This window comes from Photorhabdus australis DSM 17609 (genome assembly GCF_000711895.1).
GTDB lineage: Bacteria > Pseudomonadota > Gammaproteobacteria > Enterobacterales > Enterobacteriaceae > Photorhabdus > Photorhabdus australis.
The window spans coordinates 14350-35077 of sequence record NZ_JONO01000051.1 but is presented as its reverse complement, the minus strand read 5'-3'; the positions used below and the strand labels follow the sequence as shown (position 1 = coordinate 35077).

General features: G+C 39.3%; 14 protein-coding genes. 8 read left to right on the top strand and 6 right to left on the bottom strand.

What is annotated here, in order from left to right:
• Positions 1 to 280 precede the first annotated feature (280 nt).
• On the bottom strand, positions 281 to 679 hold the full coding sequence (locus BO26_RS14485; RefSeq protein WP_036772509.1) for a DUF1240 domain-containing protein: 399 nt from the start codon (positions 677 to 679) through the stop codon (positions 281 to 283).
• On the bottom strand, positions 672 to 1544 hold the full coding sequence (locus tag BO26_RS22235) for a hypothetical protein (RefSeq protein ID WP_167332161.1): 873 nt from the start codon (positions 1542 to 1544) through the stop codon (positions 672 to 674). The genes BO26_RS14485 and BO26_RS22235 overlap by 8 nt, the downstream gene beginning before the upstream one ends.
• Positions 1545 to 1926: 382 nt before the next feature.
• On the opposite strand from BO26_RS22235, the gene BO26_RS14475 reads away from it, so the two are divergent.
• Together BO26_RS14475 and BO26_RS14470 are read left to right on the top strand one after the other, a co-directional pair.
• Positions 1927 to 2133 (top strand): type 2 periplasmic-binding domain-containing protein, encoded by a 207-nt coding sequence (locus tag BO26_RS14475; RefSeq protein ID WP_036772507.1) that lies wholly within the window; start codon positions 1927 to 1929, stop codon positions 2131 to 2133.
• A gap of 529 nt (positions 2134 to 2662) precedes the next feature.
• Positions 2663 to 4408: a GH39 family glycosyl hydrolase gene (locus tag BO26_RS14470; protein WP_036772505.1), complete on the top strand. Its 1746-nt coding sequence runs from the start codon at positions 2663 to 2665 to the stop codon at positions 4406 to 4408.
• 34 nt (positions 4409 to 4442) lie between these two features.
• Here BO26_RS14470 and BO26_RS14465 read toward each other — a convergent pair whose 3' ends face one another.
• Positions 4443 to 5465: a Fic family protein gene (locus BO26_RS14465; RefSeq protein WP_036772503.1), complete on the bottom strand. Its 1023-nt coding sequence runs from the start codon at positions 5463 to 5465 to the stop codon at positions 4443 to 4445.
• A 134-nt stretch (positions 5466 to 5599) separates the two neighbouring features.
• A complete protein-coding gene (gene rdgC, locus BO26_RS14460; protein ID WP_036772501.1) occupies positions 5600 to 6511 on the bottom strand; it encodes a recombination-associated protein RdgC in 912 nt (303 codons plus the stop codon).
• A gap of 409 nt (positions 6512 to 6920) precedes the next feature.
• Between rdgC and BO26_RS14455 the strand changes: the two genes are divergently transcribed.
• The 3 genes from BO26_RS14455 to BO26_RS14445 all read left to right on the top strand — a co-directional run bounded on the left by BO26_RS14455 (position 6921) and on the right by BO26_RS14445 (position 11382).
• Positions 6921 to 8876, top strand: coding sequence for a bifunctional 2',3'-cyclic-nucleotide 2'-phosphodiesterase/3'-nucleotidase (locus tag BO26_RS14455; protein WP_036772499.1), 1956 nt, complete (start codon positions 6921 to 6923; stop codon positions 8874 to 8876).
• Between the two features lie 78 nt (positions 8877 to 8954).
• Positions 8955 to 9740: a ribonuclease T2 family protein gene (locus BO26_RS14450; RefSeq protein WP_477707038.1), complete on the top strand. Its 786-nt coding sequence runs from the start codon at positions 8955 to 8957 to the stop codon at positions 9738 to 9740.
• 4 nt (positions 9741 to 9744) lie between these two features.
• Positions 9745 to 11382 (top strand): bifunctional metallophosphatase/5'-nucleotidase, encoded by a 1638-nt coding sequence (locus BO26_RS14445; protein WP_036772495.1) that lies wholly within the window; start codon positions 9745 to 9747, stop codon positions 11380 to 11382.
• A gap of 114 nt (positions 11383 to 11496) precedes the next feature.
• Here BO26_RS14445 and BO26_RS14440 read toward each other — a convergent pair whose 3' ends face one another.
• Both BO26_RS14440 and sbcD read right to left on the bottom strand, forming a co-directional pair.
• Complete coding sequence (locus BO26_RS14440; RefSeq protein WP_036772493.1) at positions 11497 to 15183, bottom strand: AAA family ATPase; 3687 nt, start codon at positions 15181 to 15183, stop codon at positions 11497 to 11499.
• 93 nt (positions 15184 to 15276) lie between these two features.
• A complete protein-coding gene (gene sbcD / locus BO26_RS14435; RefSeq protein WP_036772492.1) occupies positions 15277 to 16527 on the bottom strand; it encodes an exonuclease subunit SbcD in 1251 nt (416 codons plus the stop codon).
• A gap of 386 nt (positions 16528 to 16913) precedes the next feature.
• Here sbcD and phoB point away from each other — a divergent pair, with 386 nt between their 5' ends.
• The 3 genes from phoB (at position 16914) to brnQ (ending at position 20645) form a co-directional block, all read left to right on the top strand.
• A complete protein-coding gene (phoB, locus tag BO26_RS14430; RefSeq protein WP_036772489.1) occupies positions 16914 to 17603 on the top strand; it encodes a phosphate regulon transcriptional regulator PhoB in 690 nt (229 codons plus the stop codon).
• 23 nt (positions 17604 to 17626) lie between these two features.
• Positions 17627 to 18964 carry a phosphate regulon sensor histidine kinase PhoR gene (phoR, locus tag BO26_RS14425; protein ID WP_036772488.1) on the top strand — a complete coding sequence of 446 codons (1338 nt, stop codon included), beginning with the start codon at positions 17627 to 17629 and terminating at the stop codon, positions 18962 to 18964.
• Between the two features lie 349 nt (positions 18965 to 19313).
• On the top strand, positions 19314 to 20645 hold the full coding sequence (brnQ, locus tag BO26_RS14420; RefSeq protein ID WP_036772486.1) for a branched-chain amino acid transport system II carrier protein: 1332 nt from the start codon (positions 19314 to 19316) through the stop codon (positions 20643 to 20645).
• Positions 20646 to 20728: the final 83 nt, after the last annotated feature.

The window sequence follows — 20728 nt, the reverse complement described above, 5'->3', positions numbered from 1 at the left end:
GCACCTTGGGAAATTCCAGCTTCAATACCTAGTGTACCTACCCCAAAAGACACGATACGGGGATTATTAGCAAGATATCTTGTGGCGTTTAAATAGTTCCTTATATCCGGGTAATCTGACAATTTTATATATTTTCTTCCATCAATCCATCTCATGGAATCATATAGCAGCAGGCACATCTGCTTACAGCATATGGGAAGATAGAAATTATTAATAAACATAAAATCCTGTCGAGTCGCCTGTTGGCTACTCGACACAATTAAGCATAAATAGCATATGTTTAGTAACAAAGTGAAATGTCCTTAACATACTTATTTGGAGCCATCCATGATGATTTACTACAGATTAAATATCCCTCAGATCTTAATTCATCATCAACATAAAAAGACACAAATAGAGTAAGGATAAAACCGGCTATTGACACACATGAAATATAATCTCCTATTTTGCCATTAAGACGTTTCACCTTACCCAAGGAGATTCTATATAAAATATAGGCAATATAAATCAACACAGGAGTAAACCAAATAGCTCCCGCGCTTTTCCATGAGAATGTAATAACACTATCACGCTTAAAAAAACCGACATAATCATTCAATGAAAAAAATATAGATAACACTGCCATAAAAATAACTAATAAAATTCCTAAATATAATTTTGTTTTATTTGTATTATCCACGACTTAATCTACCCCACATATTAAAAAGTTGATCCGGATGGTATGGTGTCGGGTTTATCTTTCTATTCTTTATGTTTTTAATTATAGTTTCACTGATTTTAAAGTGATCATCTAACCAATATAAAGCAAGAGAAGTTAAAAAACCAATAGTAAAAACGCCAAGAGTTACAAGCATAAGGCTCCCCCCCACAGCTAAGAGTGGAGAAACCAGTAGAGTATTAGCCGCCGTAGCAACACCTATTGAAATAGCTAATTTTGCACCATCCATTGTTAAGTTAACAAACAAATCAACCAATCCATATTCATCTTTAAATATTAACTCAACTAGTCTATATGCAGCTGAGAATACTATACCGAATCTAGCACCTTGGGAAATTCCAGCTTCAATACCTAGTGTACCTACCCCAAAAGACACGATACGGGGATTATTAGCAAGATATCTTGTGGCGTTTAAATAATTTCTTACACCCGGGTAACCTGACAACTTTATATATCTTTTTCCATCCTTACCAAAATACTCTGTTGCTTCCACACCGAAGCTTCTTAAATCATTTACTACTCTTGCCACTCCAAAGGAGTCGTAGATATTACCAGCAAAAGATGAAACTGGATCAGTATATGAATAGATAGTTTTGATATTATTCTTCCATGAGTTATAGAAATTATGATCTAGTGTTTTCATATATTCTATAGCTTCATCTTCTGTCAATAAAGCGATAACTTCCTGATTTAGTTTAAATTGATTTTCCAATTCCAATAGCATACGGTTATATTTTTGATCTTCTATTTGTTTCTTAAAGTTAAGATGGTCCTCATATCTGTAATCATCTTCAACAAATGTTTTTAACCGTGGATCATATTTCATCTTGTAACTCCACATATATTTATAGTTAATTGATATTTCATATCTTATCGGACTTGACTATTTTTTCTTTAGTTTTTCTGAACTTTTGTGAACTGGCTCAAATTTCCCTGTTGAGGACTGACACTCTGTTTTAATTTGTTCGATAAGATGATCAATGGCTGCAATTAGACAACCTTGAGCCGATGCTAGAGACAAAACTATTCTTTCGCTCTATACCCGTGGTTTATCACTGATTGATGATGCTGGCAGAACTATTTACGCGATATTCTAAAATTCAGGTTGAACTTGATCAAACAGAATATTTGACTGATCCCGTTAGGGATCGTTTAACTTCAATAATGATAGCAGGATTTTTCTCAGTGATGACTTTGAAACATTGAGAATGGCCGCTGTTAATGGATTTGGGGTAGGGCTTTTTCCTAATTGGGTGGTATCGATAGATATTTATCCTGGAAAACTTATGCCTTTATTCAATGATCCAGATGGACGCAAAGAAGATATTTATTTACTGCGGGCACTTGCTCACCCGCCAGTAAAATTAATAGTATTTATATCGTTATTGCAGGAGTGGCTTGCTAAGGTTGTTTAGTTATTATTTTTAAATATATCTACGATATGTATTAATGAGTTTGTGTAATGTCCATTAATCTAATTTACTCACCATATATACCCGTCATCTTTCAAGTTTCTTCTTTGTTAGCTGCACTCACTCACCCCGGTCACATAGTTCTCTATGCTCCCGGGGATTCGCTCCCTTGCCGCCGCGATGCATCTTGAAATCCATAGGGTATAGTCTTATTGGGTGTTTTTTTCTGCTTTTTGCTAATGTTGATTTTTGTTGGATTATATACATTTGCGATATTTTAATATTTGTTTTCATATAAATTATAGTGTCGATTTTATTTGTTGAAATAATCATATCTATGTAATTTTGTGGTTAATTAAACAAATTAAAAGTAATAATTGAGAGTTATAGGATGTAGTTAAAGTTTATATTTAACTATTCTCTATGTATTCGATTCATTTATTATTGTTGAGTTGTCAGAGAAATATATTTATTCTCCTGTATTGTTTTTGATTTATATAAATATAATTCTTAATAAATATAGAGGTTTATTATGACTAAAGTTTTTTCATTTAATAAAAATAACCGAGATTTATCAGCAGGGCATCAATCATTGCTTAAAGAGGTTAATGGTTTGAATGGTGTTCCTAAATCTTTAATGCCGGGTTTCCCTGATTTAGATGATCAATTTAATCAGATGGGAATTACCCATATCCGGCTTCATGATGGTTTTGGTATTGGCGATATGGATAATTATGTCCATGCGGATCGAGTCAATGATAACAATCAAATTATGGTTAATGTTCCAGAAGAAAATAAACCTGCGGCTAAAAAACTGTTCGCTGATATTTCAAATATCAGAACCATATTTCCCTATGCTGCTGTCGGTATGCGTAACAATGATATTAGTCTTGCATTAAAAGAGGCTAATTATAAAATGACTGATGCTTATCTGCGTGACATTATGAATAATAACGCTGAACTGAATCCAGATAATATTCAGCGACAGATAATGTTTCGTATTGGGCGTTCTGTTGATGGTGGATATGAAATACCAGAGGATTTTGATATTTATGCAATATTAGTTAGCAAGTTGGTAAATCGTTACTCTTTAAATTATGCCAGAATCGGTTTGCCAAGAAAAATAACCTACTGGCAGATTTGGAATGAGCCTGATTTAAATTTTTTCTGGAATAATGATGATCCTAAAAAGTATTATGAATTATATGCAAAAATTGCAAGAATAATTAAAGCTGTTGATCCTTCGGTTAAAGTAGGTGGCGCCGGTATTGCATTTGTTTATAAATCAAAAGAAGATTATTTTGAAGGGTTTTTACGATATTGTAGAGATAATCATGTACCGTTAGATTTCTTTGCCTGGCATGGATATGTTGAAACTGGAGATCCACAAAACATTATTGATGTGGGGAATGCAGTCCAAAAGGGGCTGAATACTTATGGTTTTACCGATGCAGAGAGTTTTTGTACTGAATGGAATTCCTGCCCAATTGCGACAAAAAATACATATACAAAAATACAGAGCATTAAAAATGCGGCATATATTGCTTCCACATTTATTTATATGCAATATATAAAAGCCGACAGAGCCTATTATTATCGGGGAGATGGCTCATCTTTCGGTTTATTTAATAATCAGCCTAATCCTAAAAAAACAAGTGTTAAAAATTTTTGTACCTATTCGGCTCAATCCTTTTACCTGTTTGCCAGAATGTTCGAAACACCTTATATTTTAAGTGGTAATAGGGATTTCTCAACAGGATTAGCGGTTTTAGCAACTGAGAATAATGAAGGCAATAAGATTAATATTTTGGCTGCAAATTATAAAGTTGATAAGGATTTTGCTGATGGCAATGTAGCTCCTGATTATTTATATCAACAATACTATCTGGATACTGGGCGATTACTGGATCAATTAACGGATAATTGGAGTAAGGATAAATGGTTTGGTGGCGTTGATCCGACAACCATCAGTGTTGATAATGCGGTCGTGCAACATGATCCTGTTAAGCCATTTCCGAGTAATCTGTTGAAAGTTAAAAGTCGTGATTATACTGATAGCGACCATGGCGTTACCGTAGTCATTAACCATATCAATTATAAAAAATTTAACGTTAAAGCCTATCGTATTCAAGAAGGTGGATCGCTGGAACAAATGACACCACCAGAAGTCATTAACCAAATTAATGTGTCTATTGCTGATAATAAATTAACATTGGTAGATAGAGGTGCAAAACCTTCAACGGTAACATTATATTCATTAGAGCTAAGTAATAATTAATTTTATATGAGATGAAAATTCATGGTGAGTTAATTTATTGTTGTTTTAAATTTAATCCTTTTTCTGTCAGACGGTAGCGCTGCAATGGACTGCTAGGTTTTTCTGGATGGCTCATTTCAATTAATCCGGCTTTTAGTGCGGGTTGTAAATAGCGTTGACGGAATGAGCTACGGTCTTTTAATCCAAGTGCTAATTGAAGTTGTTCACGGTGCATTTCTCCTTTCAATACCATGATTAATTGTTTAACTTGATGGGTAGCTTGATGGGTAGCTTGATGGGTAGCTTGATGGGTAGATGTCAGAATTGCATCACGGATCATATGCAGCATGAATTCAATAAATGGCGCACAATCAATTAATTGGCTACTGAGATTAATTGCCTGGTAATAATGAGCTTGATGCTCGTAAATCAGGCTTTCAACGGGAATAAATTCAAATAATGGGTTCCAGTGATTTAAAATTAATGTCTGCCATAATCTACCCATTCTGCCGTTTCCATCGGCAAACGGATGAATGAATTCAAATTCATAATGGAAAATGCAGCTGGTAATAAGTGGATGAATATCAGTAGAGCCTAACCAGTGAAAAAGGTCACCCATGAGTTTTGGAATCCGGTTTGCCTGTGGCGCCATATGGATAACTTTTTCCCTATCCATCACGCCGACGCCACTGTGCCGGTAACTGCCAGCATTATTTAGTAATCCTTTCATCAGAATATAGTGGGCTTCCAGTAAGTGTTGCTCTGATGTGAAATGCCAATGGGTGAGCTTTTCATAAGCCAGGATAGCGTTACGCGCTTCTTGTATTTCACTGATAGGTGCAATAACTCGTTTTCCTTCAAGAATGGCTGTGATTTGGCTTGTATCAAGTAAGTTACCTTCAATTGCCAGTGAGCCGTGAATTGTTCGTATCCGATTGATACGTCTTAATCGCAAGGCTTTTATTTGTTCCTGTTCTGTACTTAACCGCCCGATATTTTCACTGATTTCAGCAACTAATTGGATCATTTTAGCTGTAATTGAGAAAGGAGGTTGATAGCCTTTTTTAGCTGAATTCATTGCATACCTTGATTGGATTGAGCGGATTACCGTAAATAGCTTTAACGTTATTATTGGTTCTTAAACAGATAGATATTATCGCCAGTAAGGGGAAAACGAGCAATAGACTGGCGATTATTGTGTGAGTTGTCTGGTTATTTTTCTGCTTCGCCCCCTAATGCTTCAATGGTACTTTTAATCAGCGCACTTAATTCACCGGTCATTAAAATAAAATCAGCATCAAATCGTTGGGCAAAATCTTCCCGGTCAATGTCATCATTTTGTTCTCGCAATGTATCACTGAATTTTATGCGTTTAAAAGCACCATCATCTGATAACATAAACTGAATACGCTCTTCCCAATCAAGAGCCAATTTAGTCACACATTTTCCTGCTTCTATATGGGTGGCAATTTCGTCAGAGATCAAGTCTTGTTTTTTACAACGGATTACGCCACCTTCTTCCAAAATGGCTTTTAGTTCGGCTTCGTCCATTAAAGTAAATCCCGTCGGTAAGTCTCCGGAACGTACCCATTTTGTCAGTGTCAATTCTATCGGGTCTTTAAATGTCAGGGGAACGACCGGTAAAGAACCAAGACTTTTTCTCAGTAATGCCAGATTATCTTCGGACCGCTTGGCACTGGCAGCATCAACAATAATCAGATTATTGGCGATATCGATCCAAATATAAGTTTGGCTGAATCGGCTAAATGCTCGCGGTAAAAGAGTATGTAATATTTCATCTTTCAGAGAATCTTTCTCTGTTTTTTTAAGCTTACGATGTTGTTCTCCTTCCAGTTTTTCAATTTTTGCCTGTAATGCCTGCTTGATAACCGGTGAAGGCAGCATCTTTTCTTCTTTGCGGGCACAAATCAGGATTTGATTATTCGCAACATGAGTGAAGGCATCACTGTACGAACCCATTGGCGGCACCCAGCCTGTTTTCGCCATATCCTGACTACCGCATGGGGTGAATGCTAACGGACTCAATTGTTTTTCCAGTTCATCCGCAGAAAGTGAAATTTCCCGGTTTAAACGGTAAATCATTAAATTTTTGAACCACAACATGAAGTTACCCCATATTTTTGCTCATTTAATCGGTGAGCATCTCAAACATAAGGCAGCATGATAGCGAATCGCAGAGTTAAGCCCTAGTATCTTGTGTCAATTTCTCCTGAATGAAGGTCTGCCTTAGTGTGGATATGCGGGGGAGTCTCTGTGTAATGGAAATGCGAATACCTTTAATTATAAAAAACAAGCTTACCTTGTTGGTTTAGATAAACGTTTTTCAGTTTCTCAGTACAATAGCCTGCGTTTGTTCGTTGCAACGGAATATGATGATGCATGCAGTGATAATCCAGCTTATGAACATAAAAACAGACTATTTTGGTAATAGAAGCGTGTCTGTACTTCTAAGTTGAAAGTTGTAAGGAAAGTCATCGAGGCTCTCCTGCATTAATCTAAAAAGAGGTGTGAAATGGTTAAGAATGTGTCGAAAGTCTCAACATTAGCCTTATTGGTCGCATTCAATGTCAATGCTGCAACCGTTGATTTACGGGTAATGGAAACATCTGATGTTCATAGTAACTTGATTGATTTCGATTACTTCAAAGATAAACCCACTGAACAATTTGGTTTGATACGTACAGCGAATTTAATTAAAGCAGCCAAAGCAGAAGCCACCAACACCATTCTGGTCGATAACGGTGACCTGATTCAGGGCAGTCCACTAGCAGATTACATGGCAGCCAAGGGCCTTAAAGAAGGAGAAGTTCATCCTGCACATCAGTTAATGAATACGATGGGCTATACCGTGGGTAACTTTGGTAACCATGAGTTTAATTTTGGCCTGGATTATTTGAAGAAGGTTATTGCAGGGGCGAAATTCCCGTATATCAATGCCAATATTTTGGATGCTAAAACCGGTAAGAACTATTTCACTCCTTATATTATCGTTGATACACAGGTTAAAGATCGGGATGGTAAAGCTCACACTATTAAGATCGGTTATATCGGCTTTGTACCGCCACAAATTTCTATTTGGGATAAGGCCAATCTGAATGGAAAAGTCGTGGTTGACGATATTACTGAAACGGCGAAAAAATTTGTTCCGCAAATGAAAAAAGAGGGTGCAGATTTGATTGTTGCGATTCCTCACTCTGGTTTTTCTAAAGATCCTTATAAAGCAATGGCTGAAAATTCTGTCTATTACTTGAGTGAAGTCTCAGGCATTGATGCGATTATGTTTGGTCATGCGCATGGTGTATTCCCAGATAAGGAATTTGCGGGCATTAAAGGCGTTGATGTTGCCAGCGGCACAATTAACGGTATTCCGGCAGTTATGCCAGGTCAGTGGGGAGATCATTTGGGCGTTGTTGATCTGGTTATTAATAATGATGGCGGGGTATGGAAGGTGACGGAAGCAAAAGCTGAAGCACGTCCGATTTATGACAAAATAAATAAAAAGGCATTAGTTGAACGCGATAGTGAATTAGTCAAAATTATCGATGAAGCCCATCGGGGAACTCAGAGTTTTGTTGGCAAATTTATTGGTAAAGCTTCTGCCAATATGTACAGCTATTTGGCCCTGATCCAAAGTGATCCCACTGTGCAGATCGTGAATGATGCTCAGGCAGATTACACTCGGCATTTTATTCAGGGTGATCCTGATTTAGCCGATATTCCTGTCCTGGCCGCAGCGGCTCCGTTTAAAGTCGGTGGTCGTAAGAATGCCCCTGCCGACTTTGTTGAAGTAGAGAAAGGCGATTTGACGTTCCGTAACGTTGCGGATCTGTATCTGTACCCAAACACGTTGGTTGTTGTGAAGGCAACTGGTGCAGATGTGATTGAATGGTTGGAATGTTCTGCCGGCATGTATAACCAAATCGATCCAAATTCCACTCAACCCCAGTATCTATTGAATTGGAGTGGTTTCCGTACTTATAACTTCGATACGATTAGTGGTGTGAATTACAAAATTGACATAACTCAGCCCGCTAAATATGACGTGGATTGTCAGGTCATCAATCAAGGGGCTAACCGTATTAAGGATGTGACTTATCAAGGGAAACCGATTGATCTCAAAGCTAATTTCCTGATTGCTACCAATAACTACCGTGCGTATGGCGGTAAATTTGCGGGTACAGGTGAAAACAATATTGCATTTGCATCACCGGATGAGAATCGCACTATCCTGGCTTCTTACATTGCCAAAGTGTCTAAAGAAAAAGGGATAGTCGAGACCAAAGTGAATAATAATTGGTCCATTATGCCGATCAAAACTGACAAGAAACTGGATATCCGTTTCGAAACGTCTCCCGGAGAGAAAGCCGTGAAATTCATCAAAGAGTTTTCCCAATATCCAGTGAAATATCTGGAAAATGATGATATTGGTTTTTCGGTGTATCAAATTGATCTCACTGAAAAAAAATAATTTTAATAACCACCTGCCCTCTATTTGGGCAGGTTTTTGCTTTTTTACCCACAGCAGGGAAGTGATTTCCCGTAAGGAATGATGATGCGTTTCTTTAAATTATTATCGGTAGTATTCGTTTTGTTGATTGCCGGTTGTGCGAAGCAACCAGAAGTGATTGAAGCTTTAGAATCACAATTGGAGGAAGAGGTTTCTTGTTTACTGCCAGCTAATCCGCCGGCAAATTATGATCACATTGCAAAAAATGACCGTTATGGGCAGAACGCAACAGCAGCTACAGATTATTTCAAATTAGCGATTAACTATTCTCCGGCATTTTGTGACGGTAAAAAGAAAGAGATTAAGCGTCTGCAAAAGAGTAACAAGATTGCCAAATCGCAGCGTGAATATGAAAAGTTTGAACTGCAATGTTTTTCGGAAAATAAATTTGCCTGGATACTTCATGGCTTGTGGGCGCAATCTTGTGATGGGAAAACACTGGATCAGTGCCGTGACTGGTCTGATGTTCGCAAGCATCCACGTTTATGCAAGGGAGATTTGCCACAACTGGATTATCAGGTGATTAAACCTTATCTGTGTACTTCTCCAGGCGCAGATTTGCTGCAAGGCGAATGGGAAAAGCATGGAGTCTGTGCGTTTGAAACGCCAAATCAATTTTTCAGTAAACAGCAGGAATTATTCAATGGGTTGGTATTACCAAATAGTCGCCTATCTAACGAACAGTTAATCAAGTTCCTCCAGGAAAATAATCCGTCATTGAAGGGTAAAACCATTCAGATCAATCGTGATGAATTTTATGTTTGCTATAGCAAAGAATTCGAAGTGATTGATTGTCCGAAGCGTGAGTCTAATACCAAGGGTTAACATAATGAATTATAAATATAAATTTCTTGGTGTTGCAGTTGGTAGTGCTTTATTGGCAGGATGTGCTACTAAACCCGGTCACGATGAGGTCGGTGTAGTTGATGTTCGTGTTCTGGCTATTAATGATTTTCATGGTGCATTGAAAGCGCGGGGTCCAAACGGGCTGGGTGGCATTGAACATATGTCCACGCTGATTAAAGCGCTGAAGAAAGAAAAAGCTAACAATATTGTGGTTGGTGCTGGCGATATGATTGGCGGCAGCCCATTATTGTCTTCTTTATTCCATGATGAACCAACGATTGAAGCTCTGTCTCTGGCCGGTTTGGAAGCGACTGCTGTTGGTAATCATGAATTTGATAAAGGTAAAGATGAGCTGTTGCGTAAACAGCATGGAGGCTGCCATCCGGTAACGGGGTGTCAGGGACCAAACTTATTTACTGGGGCGAAATTCCAGTATCTGGCAGCAAATGTAACAGTTAACGAAACGGGTAAGACTCTATTTCCTGAGTATGTCATTAAAAAGTTCGAAGGTATTCCAGTTGCCTTTATTGGCCTGACCCTGGAAGGTACGCCAGAGATCGTAACGCCAAAAGGAACTGAAGGTCTAAGTTTTGCTAATGAAGTTAAGACCATTAACGCATTAGTTCCTGAGTTACAGAAAAAAGGTGTTAAAGCAATTGGGGTGTTAATTCATGAAGGTGCTGCACAGAAATATGATGGCGGCAATATTGATGTGAATGCTTGTAATGATCTAACCGGTAAAGTGTTGGACATTGTTAACCAACTGGATAAGGAAGTTGATTTCATCATTACTGGTCACACGCATCAGGCATATAACTGTGTGATTAACGGTAGGCCAGTCACGTCTGCACAGGCTAACGGTTCGTTAATAACTACTTTGGATTTGAAACTGGACAAAACAACTAAAGATATTGTTGATTTTCAAGCGAAAAATATTTGGGTTGATAACCTTAAATATGAGAAAGATTCAGCAGTGACTAATGTACTGAATGCATATGAAAGCGTGGCTACACCGTTGGAAAACAGGGTGATTGGTAAGTTAGAGCGCAATCTGGATAGGAAAATCAATAGTTCTGGTGAGTCTTCTCTGGGTAAAGTGATTGCAGATGCGCATTTGTATACCGCGACACCAAAAGAGAGTGGCGGTGCCCAAATTGCATTTATGAACAGAGGCGGTATTCGTGCTGACATGATTGCCGGTGATGTAACTTACAATGCTATCTACACTGTTCAGCCGTTTTCCAATGTATTGCTGACTCAAACTCTGACAGGTGAGCAAATTAAACGTTTGCTGGAACAACAATGGGATCGTTCGAGCCCGCAGGTTTTGGCAGTTGCTAACAGTTTTCAATATCAATGGGATAGTGCTAAACCCGCTGGCGATCGTGTGATTATCAGCTCGATGAAAATCAACGGTAAGCCCGTTGAATTAAGTGGAAAATACCGTGTGGCAGCTAACGAATATCTGGCAATGGGGGGAAGTAGTTTCTCTGTATTCAAAGAGGGGACAGATCCTGTATATAGTGTGCCGGATGTTGATGCTGTGGTGAAATATTTCGCTGAGAAATCACCTGTTGCTTATCCTACACAGGATCGTATCGTTGATGTCAGTAAAAAATAATCTATACCTGTTATCTTTCAAGTTGCCTCTTTGTTGGCTGCTCTCACCCCGGTCACAGAGTTTATCTATGCTCCCGGGGATTCGCTCCCTTGCCGTCGCGATGCATCTTGAAATCTATTGGGTATAACGAAACTCAGGTGCGAGTTTACTTATCCCAAGTCCGTTAATTTTTTTCACCTTAATTTGTACAGGAATACGTTCTTTCATGGCTTCGACGTGGCTTATGACGCCAATCGTTTTCCCAGAAGCATTTAAATTATCTAAAGCATCGAGAGCAATATCGAGGGTTTCTGGATCAAGTGTGCCAAAGCCTTCATCTAGAAATAGTGAATCAATACAGGTTTTATTGCTGACCAAATCAGACAAAGCTAAAGCTAGCGCGAGGCTGACCAGAAAACTTTCGCCACCGGAAAGTGTTTTGCTATCGCGGATGGCATCAGCTTGCCAGGTATCAACAACTAATAGTTCAAGTCCGTCACTATTTTTGCGTTGCAAATAGTAGCGTCCGTGGAGTTTTTCCAATCGTTGATTAGCAAGATGAACCAGATGATCCAGAGTTAGACCTTGGGCAAAACGGCGGAATTTAGCGCCATCGGCTGAGCCAATTAGGTTATTAAGGTAGCTCCAGTCATCATAATTTTGTCGGCAATGGTTGATTTCTTCCAATAAAGATTTTTGCTGTTGACGACGTGCTGCATCATGACTAAGCCGGTTTCTCAATTCCCCTTGTTGTAATGTATTTTTTTTCAACTCTTCAGTGATGTTTTCCAACTGTTCAATGAGTTGAGGTTTTGTATATTGATTAAGCAATTTGGGGCGATTTTTCATATGTTGTTGCAAGGTTTCTGCTGATTTTTGATACAGAGCCTTAGCTTGTGTCTGCTGTTGTTCGAGTTGTTCTTTGAGTTGTTGCAATTCCTTGCGTTGTTCTTGCGGTAATAGTGCGGCTTCAAAAATACTCTGATTGGCAAATATGCTTTTCTCTAACACAGAATTGAAGTTTTGTTCTGCCAGCTGTTTTTGGTGTTCAGCTTGGTTACAGTTTTTTTCTATCTCATAAATTGCACCGGTGAGTTGGTTAATATGAGATTGTGCTTGTTGCAAATGTGACAATGCCTGTTTGTATTCTTCTTCTAGTTTCTGAGAATGTTGCTGTAATATTTGGGTTATTTTTGCAACGGATTGCTCACCAAATAGTGCTTGACGCTGTTGTTGTGCCTTTTCGAGTTGCTGTTTTTGTTGCTGCTCTTTTTGATGAAGCCCGTTTAAACAGGATGTGTATTCTTCTTTCTGTTTATTCAACGATTCAATCTGATTTTGAACGACAGCTTGTTCTTTTTGGAGCTGTTGCCAGTTTTCCCGGCAGTTTTGATATATCTGCCACTCATTTCTACGTTGTTGTAGCCAGTTTTCTGCATCATTTAGAATTGGCAGTGGTAAATCATATTCTTGTAATTCCGAGTTTATTTTTTCAATAACATCAGTTAGTTTACGCTGCTGCTGTTGTATCTCTGGTTGCAATTCAGACAGAGATATTTTCCGGGCATTATATTGTTGTTTATCCAGTCCAACTCTATGCTCAATTTCTTTAATGTGCTCTTGATGAGCTGTCAGTGTTTTTTCTGCTTTTTGATACTCTTTTTCTGCTAGTTCAAATTCGGTTAATTGAGCTTGGTAACGCTGATAAGCAGATTGGTTTTGTTGCACAAATGCTTCAAGTGCTGGTTTATCTAACGGTGAAATTTCGGTTTGTAATATTTCACAAGTTTGTTGCCATTGTTGAGTCAATGAATTCAGTTGTGGTTCAGCATCTGCAATTTCTTGCAAGATATGGTTGTATTGTTGTTGTTGAAGTTCTTTTTTATTGACCAGCGATATTTTGGTCGTTTGCAACTGTTCAGATTGTTGACGTAAATCTTTTAGCCGTTGTTCTGATTTTGGTAATTTAATATGTTGGTAAATTTGAATAGCAGGATGATGTTCAGAACCACAAAGAGGGCAAGGGGCCCCTTCCTTTAGTTGTGCACGTTCTTTTTCCAGACTGACAATCTTTTGTTCTAATTGGATACGTTGAGAAAGATCTTCCAGATGTTGCTGTTTTTCTAAAAGTTGTTTATTAACAGCTTCAATTTGAATAGGCAATTCTTTTAATAATTTTTCCGGTTGTTGTAAGCGAATATTGTTACTGGCAATAGCTGCTTGTAATTGCAGGATCTGCGGGGACAATACCTCTAATTTGTGTTGTAGAGTCAGTTTTTGCTGATATTCAATGAATTGTTTTTTTAATTTTTCCTGTGAATATTGCTTTTGCAGATTAAAAATTTGCTGTTCTGCTTGTTCAAACGCCAGTTTCAGCGGTTGGCTATTTTCAATCTGTTGTTTTAGATCTTTTTGTTGCTTATTCAGACTATCGTTGAATTGTGTTAGCTCAGTCGTGAATTTATCTGCTTTTTGGGCCAACTGATTAATCTGTTGTTGCTGTTCTTGCCACCAGGAGAATTGGTGTTGCCAAAAAGTAATTTTTTCACCGAAGTATTGATGATGAGGTTGTTGATCAAAATAATTTTCCAGTTGTTTTCTTTGGCTGGTTAATGACAGGGAATGTTGGGTTGCCGCGTCATATTGTTGATCAGCTTTTTCAAATTCTGTTTTTTGTTCGCTAATATGTTGTTGAGTAAGATTAAGATCTTTAATCTGAATATCAATTTGATGATCTAATGGAATCACTTGTTCTGATATCAGTCTTTCTTGTTGCTGCCGATGTTGTTGATGTGCTTCTCTGACAGAATCTGCATGAGTCACTTTTTGCTGTATCGGTGTGAAAGTCTGCTGCTGTTGATGAAGTTGCTGACGCATATCTTCCAACTGCTTATTAATTCTCTGGTGTTCAGATTGAGTGCGGTTTTTGTCATCTAATAATGGACGAAGTGCTTCTGCTGGTTCGCTGTTTGCCAGTTTTTGCAGTTGTGGTTCTGCATGGGTGAGTGCTTTTTCTACTTGCTGTAAAGAGGCATTATTTTCAGTCACAAGCTTCTGTAGCTCTTCCTCACGAATTAGCCATTGCTCTGAATGTTGTCGTGTTTTTATCTGCTGATTCAGTTGTAATTCAGAATTAGCGAGTTGTTGTTGCTGTTCCAGATATTGTTGATGTTGTTCTTCAGTGAGTAAATCAATGGCAGATGCTTTGGCTTGCAAAATCTCCAGTTCTGATTGTGCTTCTTTATGTTGCTGGTAAATTTGCTGGGATAAAATACCGTAAATTTCAGTACCGGTTAATTCTTCCAGTAAATCAGCTCGTTCATTCGTTTTAGCATTGAGGAAAGCGGCAAAGTCGCCTTGGGATAACAACATGGATTTGGTGAAACGGCCATAATCCAATCCAGTAATTTCAGTGACTTTCTCTTCTTTATCCTGAATTTTATCAGCCAGGATTTTACCGTTCTCTTTACAGGCGAGTTCGACTTTGGGCGTTTGCAAGTTGCCATCGGGCTGATTATGTGCTCGCCGTTGGCTCCAGAAAGCGCGATAAGCGACACCTTTCACTTCAAACTCAACCTCAGCCAGTGATTCTGCTGTGTGGCGGGTCATTAATTCATTTTGTGAGGTAGAAATTGCCATCAGGCGTGGTGTTTTGTGATAAAGCGCCAGACAGATAGCATCCAGTAAGGTGGTTTTACCTGCCCCGGTAGGGCCAGTTATTGCGAACAGACCATTACTGGCGAACGGCTCTGTTGTGAAATCAATTTTCCATTCACCTTGTAATGAATTAATGTTTTTTAGCCGTAGACTCAGTATCTTCATGTCTGTTCCTCTTTGTTTTTATTCTGATATACCCTTCATCTTTCAAGCTGCTGCTTTATTGGCTGCGTTCACTTACCCCAGTCACCTAGTTATCTATGCTCCCTTGCCGTCGCGATGCATCTTGAAATCTATTGGGTCATAGATTTCATTCAGTGTTTGTTCGAAAAGAGTGGTCAGACGTTTTTTGTGTTCTTCATCATTAAGTTCTGTTTGCTTAAGCCGCCGGGCAAAAACTTCGTTAACGCTGAGTTCTGTTAGGGTTTCTCTATTTTCTTTTGTCAGAATATTTTGTCGTTGTATTTTAGCTCGCCGTAACAGAATGACTTCTACCGGAAGTTCTGCAACCATTAGTTGAATCCGTTTTTGGATATCATGGAGGTAATCTTGCGTTGCAACTTCAATATCCAGCCAAACAGGTTGTTTACCTTGATAATCATTAAAAGTTTGTAACTGTTGTTCAATTTGTTGCAGGTTGCCTCTGATAAGTTGCATAGGCTGATATTGAGGAACGGGTAAAAGTTTAATGGATTCCAGTTTGCCTTGAGCAAATTCCACTAAACAGAGACTTTTCTCCTGTCCTACTTCATCAAAACTGAGTGGAATGGGGGAGCCGCTATAACGGATATGTTCAGATTTAGCGACGATTTGTGGCCGGTGAATATGTCCAAGTGCAATATAGTCTGCCGGCGGGAAAGCTTGCGCAGGGAAGGCATCAAGTGTACCAATATAAATATCCCGGACTGAATCGGTGACAGAGGCGCCAATAGTGGTCAGATGCCCGGTAGCAATGACAGGCAAGGGGATATTTAGTTGATCACGTAATTCGCAGGCTTGCCGGTATAGTTGGTTATAGTGTTCTGCAATGGCTTCCTGTAATGCCAGCTGTTTTTGTTCGCCTGACTGACCTGCCTGGCTAGTCATAATATCCCTTGGTCGCAGAAAAGGGATTGCACAGAGGATTGCCCCGGCATTGCCTTCCTGAGTGTTGAGTATTTTTATCTGTTTTTGTGGATCTTCTTCAGCATTAGCAATAACGGTGGTATTCAGGCAGGAAAGTAGTTCCTTTGATTCATTCAACGTTGCTACTGAGTCATGATTACCTCCAAGGATAATTAACTGACAGCCAGTAGGTTGCAGTTCAACAACAAAGCGATTGTACAATTCACGGGCGTAGCTGGGTGGTGAGCCGGTATCAAACACATCTCCGGCAACAATCAATGCATCGACCTGATAATTTTTAATCTGTTCAATCAGCCAATGCAGAAAATGTTTATGTTCAGCGGCTCGGCTTTTTGTAAAAAAATATTGGCCAAGATGCCAGTCAGAGGTGTGAATAATACGCATAATTCCCCGCAATTCGTTAAAGTGAACGTTGATTATAACGACTGTAATCTGGATATCATTCTTAAATCTGATCTCGTGAATATATCTCCGATCCGCTTCCCATTTCATTATGAAATATGAAAATTGTTAAATTAATTATTGCGAAATAGATTGCAGGTGAGGGATAACGGAGGCAGGATTTCATAAATCTGTCATAAAACTGACGCATAATACTTTTTAAAATTAAGTGGTGCTCATACCCAATAGATTTCAAGATGCATCGCGACGGCAAGGGAGTGAATCCCCGGGAGCATAGATAACTAGGTGACCGGGGTGAGCGAGTGCAGCCAACAAAGAGGCAACTTGAAAGATAACGGGTATATCTCAACAGATTAACAGGATTGACCATGACAAGACGTATTCTGGTAGTTGAAGATGAAACTCCAATCCGTGAGATGGTTTGTTTTGTATTGGAAAAGAATGGATATCAGCCAGTGGAAGCGGAGGATTATGATTCCGCGCTGGCATGTTTATCTGAACCCTACCCTGATTTGGTGTTACTGGATTGGATGATCCCTGGTGGTTCTGGTTTGCAGATAATCAAGCAAATGAAACGAGATAGTAATGTCCGGGATATTCCGGTGATGATGTTGACGGCCCGTGGTGAAGAGGAAGATCGGGTCCGTGGTCTGGAAATTGGGGCAGACGATTATATAACCAAGCCGTTCTCTCCCAAAGAGCTGGTTGCCAGAGTTAAAGCAGTATTGCGGCGTATTTCACCCATGATGATAGAAGATGTCATTGAAATGAATGGCTTGAGTTTGAATACAACTTCTCATCGAGTGACTAGCCAGGAGCAAGTACTGGATATGGGGCCGACTGAATTTAAGTTACTTCACTTCTTTATGACTCATCCAGAACGGGTCTATAGTCGTGAACAGTTGCTCAATTATGTTTGGGGAACAAATGTTTATGTCGAAGATAGAACTGTTGATGTGCATATTCGTCGTTTGCGTAAAGTCTTAGAAATCGGCGGCCATGATAAAATGGTGCAGACTGTTCGCGGTACTGGTTATCGTTTTTCTATCCGTTACTGAGTCCGTGCACCGGAGAACCTGACGTGTTAGAACGTTTATCCTGGAAGAAGCTGATTTCAGAACTGTTTCTTTTCTGTCTACCTGCTTTAATTTTATCGATGTTTATTGGGCACTTAGCTTGGTGTTTATTCGCTTCGGTATTTTTGGTGCTGATATGGCATGGCTATAACTTATTGAAACTTTCGGATTGGTTATGGTTGGATCGCAGTATGTTGCCACCTTCGGGAAGAGGAGGGTGGGAACCTATTTTCTATGGTATTTACCAGATGCAGCAACGAAATCGGAAACGACGCCGTGAACTGGCTCTTTTGATCAAACGTTTTCGCAGTGGTGCTGAGTCATTGCCAGATGCTATTGTTATGATGACAACTGAGGGTAACATTTTTTGGTGTAACCGCTTAGCACAACATTTACTTGGTTTCCGTTGGCCTGAAGACAATGGGCAGCATATTTTTAATTTACTCCGCTATCCTGATTTTAACCGATATGTACTTTCCAGGGATTTCTCACGTCCGTTATCGATAGAATTAAATAATGGCTTCACTGTTGAATTCCGGGTTATGCCTTACTCTGAGGGGCAATTATTAATGGTTGCCAGAGATGTCACGCAGAAACGAACACTAGAAAATGCTCGCCGTGATTTTTTTGCAAATGTCAGCCATGAAATGCGTACTCCTCTGACTGTGTTGCAGGGTTATTTGGAAATGATGCAGGATCAGGATGAGCATGGTTCGCTGAATAAGAAAATGTTAAATACCATGCAGGAGCAAACCCGGAGGATGGACAGCCTGGTGAGGCAATTATTACAGTTGTCTAAAATCGAAGTCGCGCCTCAGATTGATCTGAATGAAATAGTTGATGTGCCTTTAATGCTTAAGGTGTTGCGTCAGGAAGCAACGGCGCTTGGTGATGAATGCTATAAAATTCATTTCGATATTAGTGAAGAATTAAAAGTTTTTGGTAATGAAGATCAGCTACGTAGTGCAATGTCGAATCTGGTCTACAACGCTGTTAACCATACCCCGAAAGGGACTCAGATTGATGTCAGTTGGAAAAAGAATTCCCATGGTGCTGAGTTCATAGTGAAGGATAATGGACAGGGTATCAGTGCTGAACATTTGCCTCGTTTGACTGAACGTTTCTATAGGGTAGATAAGGCTCGTTCCAGACAAACAGGAGGAAGTGGTCTTGGTCTTGCGATTGTTAAACATGCTTTACATCATCATCATTCTCATCTTGAAGTCTCCAGTGAAATAGGGAAAGGTGCGGTCTTCAGTTTTACTTTACCATTAGGGTTGATTGTATCGACAAAAATAACCAGTAAAAGAGATAAGGGTGGTTTGATTAAAAGTAATAATTAATCTCTGCAATTAATTATTAACTTTACAGGTTAAAAAAAACGCAAATCATATAGTGTGTATTCAATGATAGCTAACAGCAATCACTGAATTTGAAAAAGAGTGTGGTATATAGTTCTGCATTTTGGTTTATCTATTGCCTTCTGGCACTATAAAAGTTTTACTTGTGGGCAGTTGCTGGTAATTCTGTCTATAATAGTCACTATAATTCTGCATTTACAGATACCAGTGCATATTATTTCGATAATAAATCGTTAAATTAGGGTTCAATATTGCCAATTATATGCCTAACTATTGGTGATATTTGTACTATTCAAACCGTTAAAATGGTAAAAAAACATTAATAATCATTATGACACATCGTTTATCATCTAAGGATATTTGGGCATTAGGGTTTATGACTTTTGCCCTGTTTGTGGGAGCGGGAAATATTATTTTTCCGCCTATGGTGGGATTACAATCGGGTGAATATGTTTGGTTGGCGGCATTAGGCTTTCTAACGACTGCGGTTGGTTTACCAGTAATTACAATCATCGCGTTGGCAAAAGTAGGCGGAGGTATTGAAGAGCTGAGTTCACCAATTGGTAAAGCAGCTGGTTTGTTGCTTGCTACGGTGTGTTATCTGGCTGTTGGTCCTTTATTTGCAACTCCACGTACTGCAACGGTCTCTTTTGAAGTGGGGATTGCTCCTCTTACCGGTTCAGGTGAATTACCGCTTTTTATTTACAGTCTAATCTATTTTACTTTGGTGATTGCTATCTCGCTTTATCCAGGCCGTTTACTTGATACGGTTGGGCATGTGCTAGCACCAATTAAAATGTTAGCGCTAGGCATACTTGGTGTTGCTGCTTTACTTTGGCCAGCGGGTAGTTCAATTCCTGCAATTGATATTTATCAGCAAATTCCATTCTCTAGTGGCTTCGTTAATGGTTATCTGACGATGGATACCTTGGGAGCTATGGTATTTGGTATCGTTATTGTTAATGCAGCGCGTTCAAGAGGTGTTGCTTCATCTTCATTATTGACTCGTTATGCGATGTGGGCAGGATTGATTGCCGGAATTGGTCTGGTGCTGGTTTATCTGTCTCTGTTTAAACTGGGTTCGGGTATTGGCTCATTAGTTCCTCATGCAGAAAATGGCGCTGTAATTTTGCATGCTTATGTTCAGCATACGTTTGGTGGTGTGGGCAGTATTTTCCTGGCTGTGCTGATTTTTGTCGCCTGTATGGTGACGGCAGTTGGGTTAACTTGTGCGTGTGCTGAGTTTTTCAGCCGTTACTTGCCCCTGTCTTATCGTTCACTGGTGCTGATTCTTGGGGTGTTTTCCATGCTGGCTTCTAACCTTGGTTTGAGTTATTTGATTAAGGTTTCTATACCAGTACTGACTGCTATTTATCCGCCGTGTATCGTTCTGATTGTACTGAGCTTCACTTTAGGCTGGTGGAATAATTTCACCCGTATTCTTGCTCCAGTTATGTTAATTAGCCTGTTGTTTGGTATTTTAGATGCCATCAAGTCATCTGAAATGCTGGTACACTTATTGCCAGATTGGGCAACGCGTTTACCGTTGGCTGATCAAGGGTTGGCTTGGTTAGCACCATCCCTATTGGTTCTAGTTATGTTTGGTATTTATGATCGTGTTCTGGGACGTTCTGGTGCACGCGAGAGTCAAATTCATCAATGATGAACTGCTTTATCTGACTGTTTACTACGGTCAGACGTTTAAGGAAAGTATGGGATGGGATTACTGAGAAAAGGGTATCCCAT

Coding starts and splice junctions, on each gene's coding strand:
- BO26_RS22235 (WP_167332161.1), bottom strand. CDS start 1,544: ATGAAATATGATCCACGGTTAAAAACATTTGTTGAAGATGATTACAGA.
- BO26_RS14475 (WP_036772507.1), top strand. CDS start 1,927: ATGGCCGCTGTTAATGGATTTGGGGTAGGGCTTTTTCCTAATTGGGTG.
- BO26_RS14470 (WP_036772505.1), top strand. CDS start 2,663: ATGACTAAAGTTTTTTCATTTAATAAAAATAACCGAGATTTATCAGCA.
- BO26_RS14465 (WP_036772503.1), bottom strand. CDS start 5,465: ATGAATTCAGCTAAAAAAGGCTATCAACCTCCTTTCTCAATTACAGCT.
- rdgC (WP_036772501.1), bottom strand. CDS start 6,511: ATGTTGTGGTTCAAAAATTTAATGATTTACCGTTTAAACCGGGAAATT.
- BO26_RS14455 (WP_036772499.1), top strand. CDS start 6,921: ATGGTTAAGAATGTGTCGAAAGTCTCAACATTAGCCTTATTGGTCGCA.
- BO26_RS14450 (WP_477707038.1), top strand. CDS start 8,955: ATGATGATGCGTTTCTTTAAATTATTATCGGTAGTATTCGTTTTGTTG.
- BO26_RS14445 (WP_036772495.1), top strand. CDS start 9,745: ATGAATTATAAATATAAATTTCTTGGTGTTGCAGTTGGTAGTGCTTTA.
- BO26_RS14440 (WP_036772493.1), bottom strand. CDS start 15,183: ATGAAGATACTGAGTCTACGGCTAAAAAACATTAATTCATTACAAGGT.
- sbcD (WP_036772492.1), bottom strand. CDS start 16,527: ATGCGTATTATTCACACCTCTGACTGGCATCTTGGCCAATATTTTTTT.
- phoB (WP_036772489.1), top strand. CDS start 16,914: ATGACAAGACGTATTCTGGTAGTTGAAGATGAAACTCCAATCCGTGAG.
- brnQ (WP_036772486.1), top strand. CDS start 19,314: ATGACACATCGTTTATCATCTAAGGATATTTGGGCATTAGGGTTTATG.